Origin of the sequence: Kitasatospora sp. NPDC059571, assembly GCF_042735675.1 — a bacterium.
GTDB lineage: Bacteria > Actinomycetota > Actinomycetes > Streptomycetales > Streptomycetaceae > Kitasatospora.
Genome location: NZ_JBHWBW010000454.1, coordinates 1 through 6375 on the forward strand (window position 1 = coordinate 1; position 6375 = coordinate 6375).

Genomic DNA, 6375 nt, shown 5'->3' on the forward strand with positions numbered 1-6375 from the left:
TGGCGGCGCGGCCGGGGGCGGGGCGCGGCCCGCGCGGCGGCGGGGTGCTGCGGGCCGCGGTGAGCCGGCCGGCCGGCGAGCCGGAGGCGCTGCCGGCGCTGCGCGCCGAGGTGGACGACGTGCTGCGGGTGACCGCGGGCGATCCGGGGGCGGCCGCCGTGGCCGGGCTGGCGGACGTCCATGCGCGGGTGCTGCTGGCCCGGGTCGCCGACGAGCTGGCGCGCCGGCCGGAGCTGCGGCACCCGGCGGTGGCGGCGATGGTGGCCCACGACCGGGAGCACCGCACGGAGTACGCCCGCTCGGTGGCGGCCTGGCTGGACGCGGTGGGCTCGGTGGCGGCCGCGGCGCAGCGGCTCGGCGTCCACCCGAACACGCTCAAGTACCGGCTCCGGCGGGCCGGTCAGCTGTTCGGGCTGGATCTGGAGCACCCGGACGACCGGCTGTCGGCCTGGCTCCAGCTGCGGCTGGCGCTCTGAGGCCCGGCCCGGCGGCGGAGCACGGACAGGGGCCCGGTGCCTCTCCCCGGCACCGGGCCCCTGCCTGTCAGGGCTGCGGTCGTCCCCCGTCGGCGGCCACTCCCCCGAGTCGGCCTGACGCGATCCGCGAACCCCTCACCCGTCCCCCGACGGGAGTCTGCTGTGCTCAGGCGACCAGCTCGCCGAAGGCGAGCGCGGTGTCACCCGTGCGGTTGAGCTGCTCGTCCTCGCGCAGCCGGCGCAGCGCGCGCCAGATGCTGCTCTTGACGGTGCCGACGCTGATGCCGAGGATGTCGGCGATCTCCGGGTCGGTGCGGCCCTCGTAGTAGCGGAGCACCAGCATGGTGCGCTGGTTCTCCGGCAGCTTGGCCAGCGCCTGCCACAGCACGGCGCGCAGCTCGGTGCCGCCCATGGCGTCGGTGTCGCCGGCCTGCTCCGGCAGCTCCTCGGTCGGGTACTCGTTGACCTTGCGGCGCCGCCAGGCGGAGATGTGCAGGTTGGTCATGGTGCGGCGGAGGTAGCCCCCGACCGCGGCCTTGTCGGCGATCCGGTCCCAGGCGCGGTAGGTGCTGAAGAGCGCGCTCTGCAGCAGGTCCTCGGCCTCGTAGCGGTCGCCGGTCAGGTGGTAGGCGGTGGCGTACAGGGAGGCGCGGCGCTCGCGCACGTACGCGGTGAACTCGGCGGTGCGGTCCTCCGCAGCACTCGAGCGCTCCCCCTGCGCGCCTCCCTGTCGACCGTCCTCGGCGCCGGCTGCTGCGGGGGTGAGCCGCAGCAGCGTGGCGCCTGCGGCCTGGCGGACGTCCGGCTCCCCCGAGCCGGCGCCGTTCAGGCCTTCCCCCATCGGGATGTCCCGGCCCTGGCCGCCGAGCGGGAGGATCCCGCGCAGCGTCAGGGTCGAGCCGCTGTCGGCCGCGTTCCCCCGGTGGCCGATCCCGAACAGCTCCCCCTGGTGCCCTCCGCCGGTGGGGCGGTGGGCGCCGGTGCGGTGTGCGCACCCCCGTACGATCACGGCACCGGACGATTCGTCGGTCCGCACCTCGTACCTGGTCCGCGGGGAGGCGGTCGAACGCGCTGCGCGGACGGCCGCGGTGCTGCGGGTCAGAAGCGTTGCGTTCATCGTGCGCCCCCATGGTCGGTACGTGCGGTTTCCCGTCACCGTCCGCCCCGGTGGTCTCCGGTGCGTCGTGGTGACAAGGAAAATCCTGCCCGCCCGTCGTCATGGCGGTGTCGCCCGACTGTCACAGGGCTGTCACAGCCCCGGGGCCCTCGTCGCAGGGCCGTCCTCCACCCCGGCGGACGCCTGAATGGGCCGCTCCGGTTCCCGCGACCGTTCAGCAACCACCCGGGTGGGTGATGGAGGGGCGCGGGTGGGCCAGAATGAGCGGGTGCCTTTCCTCCTTCTGATCGAGGACGACGACGCCATCCGGACCGGTCTCGAACTCGCCCTCACCCGCCAGGGCCACCGTGTGGCCGCCGCATCCTCGGGCGAGGACGGCCTGAAGCTGTTCAAGGAGCAGCGTCCGGACCTCATCGTCCTGGACGTCATGCTGCCCGGGATCGACGGCTTCGAGGTCTGCCGCCGGATCCGCCGGACCGACCAGCTGCCGATCATCCTGCTGACCGCCCGCTCGGACGACATCGACGTGGTGGTGGGCCTGGAGTCCGGCGCCGACGACTACGTGGTCAAGCCGGTGCAGCCGCGCGTCCTGGACGCCCGGATCCGGGCCGTGCTGCGCCGCGGCGAGCGGGAGAGCTCGGACTCCTCCACGTACGGGACGCTGGTCATCGACCGCTCGGCGATGACCGTGACCAAGGACGGCGAGGACCTCCAGCTCACCCCGACCGAGCTGCGGCTGCTGCTGGAGCTGAGCCGCCGGCCGGGTCAGGCGCTGTCCCGGCAGCAGTTGCTGCGGCTGGTCTGGGAGCACGACTACCTCGGCGACTCCCGGCTGGTGGACGCCTGTGTGCAGCGGCTGCGGGCGAAGGTCGAGGACGTGCCCTCGGCGCCGACCCTGATCCGCACGGTGCGCGGGGTGGGATACCGTCTCGACCCGCCCGCGCAGTGACCGTTCCCGACCGGCTGTGAGACCCGTTGACTGACCCCAAGACCCCGCCGCGCCGCCGCCGTCCCTGGCGGCGGCTGCGCTCGCTCCGGGTCCGCCTGATAGCGGTGTTCGCCGCCGTCGCGCTGATCACCGCGGTGTCCGCCTCCGGCATCGCGTACTGGCTCAACCGCGACGCGGTGCTCAAGCGTGCCCAGGACACCGCGCTCAACGACTTCCGGGTCTCGCTGACGCGCAGCGTCTCGGCGCTGCCGCTGGACCCGAACTGCGCCGAACTCTCGGACCTGGCCCAGCAGGTGGCGTCCTCCGGGCTGAACTACGACGTGGTGGTGACCGATCCGGCGCTGCCGGGCTGCGAGGTCTCCTCCGACCCGTCCCGGTTCACCCTGGCCGACGTTCCCGACACGCTGGTCAAGGCGGTCGGCACGCCGCGCACGGTCGGGCCGGGCAACCCGTACGCGTACCACCTGTACTGGCAGCGGGTGAACCTCGGCAACCGGCCGTTCCTGGTGGGCGGAACCCGGGTGGTGCCCACCGGCCCGACGGCCTACGTGTTCAAGTCGCTGGAGAACGAGCGGGCCGACCTCAACACGCTGGGCTGGTCGCTGGCGATCGCCACGCTGCTCGCGCTGATCGGCTCGGCGCTGCTGGCGCAGGCCGCGTCCGCGACGGTGCTGCGGCCGGTCCGCCGGCTCGGCGAGGCCGCGCGGCAGCTCGGCGAGGGCAAGCTCGACACCCGGCTGGAGGTCGAGGGCGGCGACGAACTCGCCGACCTGGCAAGGACGTTCAACCGCACTGCGGAGTCGCTGGCGCACCAGGTCGAGGAGTTGAGCGCACGCGAGGCGCAGAGCCGGCGGTTCGTCGCCGACATGTCGCACGAACTGCGCACCCCGCTCACGGCGATGACCGCGGTCACCGACATCCTGGAGGACGAGGCGGACGCGCTGGACCCGATGATCGAGCCGGCCGTGCGGCTGGTGGTCAGCGAGACCCGCCGCCTCTCCGACCTCGTGGAGAACCTCATGGAGGTGACCCGCTTCGACGCGGGCACCGCCAAGCTGGTCGCCGACGAGGTCGACATCGCCGACCTGATCATGTCCTGCATCGACGGCCGCGCCTGGTACGACGCGGTGGAGGTGGACTCCCCGCACGGGCTGCGGCTGATGGCCGACCCGCGCCGCCTGGACGTGGTCTTCGCCAACCTGATCGGCAACGCCCTCAAGCACGGCGGATCCCCGGTGCGGGTGGTCGTCCGGCGGGAGGGCGGCGACCGGGTCGCCGTCGAGGTCCGCGACAGCGGCCCCGGCATCCCCGAGGACGTGCTCCCGCACGTCTTCGACCGGTTCTACAAGGCCGACAAGGGCCGCGCCCGCTCCGAGGGCAGCGGCCTCGGACTGTCCATCGCCATGGCCAACGCCCGGATACACGGCGGCACCATCACCGCCGCCAACGGCGACGCCGGCGCGGTCTTCACCCTCGTCCTGCCGCTCACCCCGCCGACCCTGGAGGACTCCCAGTGACCGTACGGAGGGCGGCCGCCCTGCTCCTGCTGGCCGCGGCGGCGGCCGGCTGCGGCATCCGCCCGACCGCCGTACCGGTGGACGCCGGGGCGCCGGCCAGCCGCACCGCCTGCCCCACGCCCGTCCAGGTGCCGAAGGCGGCCGGGGCGTCGCCGACCGGGACCGCCGAGGGCGGGACGCGCCCCGGCCCGAGCACGCCCGCGCCCGCGCGGACCGGGAGCGCGGCCCCGGTGTTCAGCGCCGTGCCGTCGCCGACCGCGACCGCCTCGCACTGCCCCTGACCCGGCGTGCGACGGCGGGAACCTTCCGGCACGGACGGTGCGTCCATCCGGGTGTGCACCGACATGGCACCACCACCCGCACCGGTTCCTGGACCGGGGACGCGCAGCCGGCCGAGGACGGACCGGCCCGCGCACTGCCGCCGACGGCCCTCCCCCTGCTGCGGACGGCGGCGCGGCTGCTGCTGGTCGGCTACCTCGCGGTGCTCGGCTGGCTGGTGCTGCGCCCGGTCTCGGTCAACTGGACGTACCCGGCCAACCTGACCCCGTTCGCCTCGGTCGACCGGGCGCTGGCCATCGGCGGTTACACGGGCGTCCGCCAGATCGCCGCCGGACTGCTGCCGATCGCGCCGCTCGGGGTGCTGCTGCCGTTCGCGCTCGGGCCGCTGCGCACCCCGTGGGCGACGTCCTTCCTGCGCACGGCCGGTGGCACCGCACTGCTGGCCACCGGCTTCGAGATCCTGGAGAGCTGGACGCCCGGCCGGGTGCTGAACGTGGACGACATCCTGCTCGGCACCCTCGGCGCCGCCGTCTGCCACCTCGCCGTCGTCCCGGCCGGGCGCGCGCTGCTGCGGCGCCTCGCCGAGCGGCCCGCCGCCCCGCCGGTGCACCGGCCCCCGGCGGAGCAGCGGGACGCGGTCAGCCCCTCAGGTACTTCGAGGCGTCCAGGACGAGCGCGGCCGGCGGCTTGGTCACCGTCACCGGCTTCTCGTAGTCGCTGAAGGACATGGTGGCGGCGTCCGCGCCGCTCTGGACCATCTCCACCAGGTAGGGCTCGCCCTGGGCGGCCACCGCGACCTCGGTCTCCTGGTCGCGGATGACCACGGCCTGCACGGCGCCGACCTGCTTGGTGCCGCTCTTGGTGCCGCCCACGGTGTCGTCGGTGCCGTCGTCCTTCTTGCCGAGGCCCTTGAGGATCTGCAGGCCCAGGTCGCAGAAGGTGGCCATGCTCTTCAGCGACCCGGCCTGCGCACTGCCCTTCAGGTACTTGCCGCCGAGCTTCTTGGAGCTGCCGGGGGCGACGGACTTGTCCCAGAACACCGCGTCCGGCTTGATCCAGACCGTGCCGCCGGTGCGCAGCACGTCGAACGAGCCGTCGCTCCCCTTGCCGATCGTGCCGGCGCAGTTGCCCGACTTGTCCTCGGCGACCGAGCCCTTGAAGCGCTCGCCGGACTCCGCCACGTCGAAGCTCAGCCGGACGGAGGTGACCTGCTCGCTCGCGGCCTCCGCCTTGCGGAGGATCTGCTCGGCCGTCAGCGCCTCGATCCCGGCCGGGGAGGGCGAGGCGGCGGTGGGGGCGGGGGCGGCCTGCGCCGCGCCGCTCGGGGCCGCGGTCGGCCCGCAGGCGGTCGCGGCGGACAGGACGGCGGAGGCGAGCAGGGCGGCGGCCAGAGGCCGTGTGGTGCGCATGACGGAGAACTTCCTCGGCAGGGAGCGGGATTCTGATCCGCCGCGGGCCGGGCCCGGCGGACCCCCGTCCCACCCGGGCCGCTCCTCCCGCGAGCGGCCGCCCCAGCCTCCCACCCGCCGAACAGGCGTCCGCACCGCCCTCAGACCTCTTTACGCCGCCTTTACTTCCACCCCGGCACCGGCCCCGCCCCGGCAGCCGTCTCGGGGACGCCCCCGAGACCGACCCCGAGGCACGGCTCCGCCGTCCCGGTGAGAGGTCAGGGGCCCGGATCCGCACAACGGCTGACGATCCGGGGCCGCCGGGCGGCCAGGATGGAGATGTGCCCGCCGGAAGGACCGGAGCGGGCCGTGAGACCTGGAGTCCGAGCCATGAGCACCCTCGCCCGCCCCCGCCACCACCGCGTCATCGCCGGCGTCTGCGCCGGGCTCGCCGAGCGCTTCGGCCTGGAGCCGTGGACCGTCCGGATCCTCTTCCTGGTCTCCTGCCTGCTGCCCGGCCCGCAGTTCCTGATCTACCTGGCGCTGTGGCTGCTGCTCCCGCAGGAGGCCTGAGGCACCGGTCACCGGCCGTGGGAGCGGCGCGGCGACCGGCAGTACGGCGCAGGGCCGCCCCCGACGGGGGCGGCCC

The 6375-nt window shown here is 74.6% G+C and carries 8 protein-coding genes; 6 read left to right on the forward strand and 2 right to left on the reverse strand.

Annotated features, from left to right (window positions below):
• Positions 1–476: PucR family transcriptional regulator (locus ACFV0G_RS32650; RefSeq protein WP_380555825.1), on the forward strand; the 476-nt coding region annotated here is incomplete at its 5' end.
• 166 nt (positions 477–642) lie between these two features.
• On the opposite strand, the gene ACFV0G_RS32655 is transcribed toward ACFV0G_RS32650, so the two are convergent.
• Positions 643–1593 carry a SigE family RNA polymerase sigma factor gene (locus tag ACFV0G_RS32655; protein ID WP_380555827.1) on the reverse strand — a complete coding sequence of 317 codons (951 nt, stop codon included), beginning with the start codon at positions 1591–1593 and terminating at the stop codon, positions 643–645.
• 268 nt (positions 1594–1861) lie between these two features.
• On the opposite strand from ACFV0G_RS32655, the gene ACFV0G_RS32660 reads away from it, so the two are divergent.
• From ACFV0G_RS32660 to ACFV0G_RS32675, 4 genes are read left to right on the forward strand one after another with little or no spacing between them, the layout of a single operon-like run.
• On the forward strand, positions 1862–2542 hold the full coding sequence (locus tag ACFV0G_RS32660) for a response regulator (protein WP_380555829.1): 681 nt from the start codon (positions 1862–1864) through the stop codon (positions 2540–2542).
• A 26-nt stretch (positions 2543–2568) separates the two neighbouring features.
• Positions 2569–4059, forward strand: coding sequence for a sensor histidine kinase (locus tag ACFV0G_RS32665; RefSeq protein ID WP_380555831.1), 1491 nt, complete (start codon positions 2569–2571; stop codon positions 4057–4059).
• The gene (locus ACFV0G_RS32670; RefSeq protein ID WP_380555833.1) at positions 4056–4340 is read left to right on the forward strand and encodes a hypothetical protein; all 285 of its coding nucleotides are present in this window, start codon (positions 4056–4058) and stop codon (positions 4338–4340) included. The genes ACFV0G_RS32665 and ACFV0G_RS32670 overlap by 4 nt, the downstream gene beginning before the upstream one ends.
• A gap of 53 nt (positions 4341–4393) precedes the next feature.
• Positions 4394–5059, forward strand: coding sequence for a VanZ family protein (locus ACFV0G_RS32675; RefSeq protein ID WP_380555835.1), 666 nt, complete (start codon positions 4394–4396; stop codon positions 5057–5059).
• Here the strand turns inward: ACFV0G_RS32675 and ACFV0G_RS32680 are convergent.
• A complete protein-coding gene (locus ACFV0G_RS32680; protein WP_380555837.1) occupies positions 4977–5747 on the reverse strand; it encodes a hypothetical protein in 771 nt (256 codons plus the stop codon). The two genes, ACFV0G_RS32675 and ACFV0G_RS32680, sit on opposite strands and share 83 nt — an antisense overlap.
• 369 nt (positions 5748–6116) lie before the next feature.
• On the opposite strand from ACFV0G_RS32680, the gene ACFV0G_RS32685 reads away from it, so the two are divergent.
• Positions 6117–6299: a PspC domain-containing protein gene (locus tag ACFV0G_RS32685; protein ID WP_380555839.1), complete on the forward strand. Its 183-nt coding sequence runs from the start codon at positions 6117–6119 to the stop codon at positions 6297–6299.
• The last annotated feature ends 76 nt before the right edge of the window (positions 6300–6375 follow it).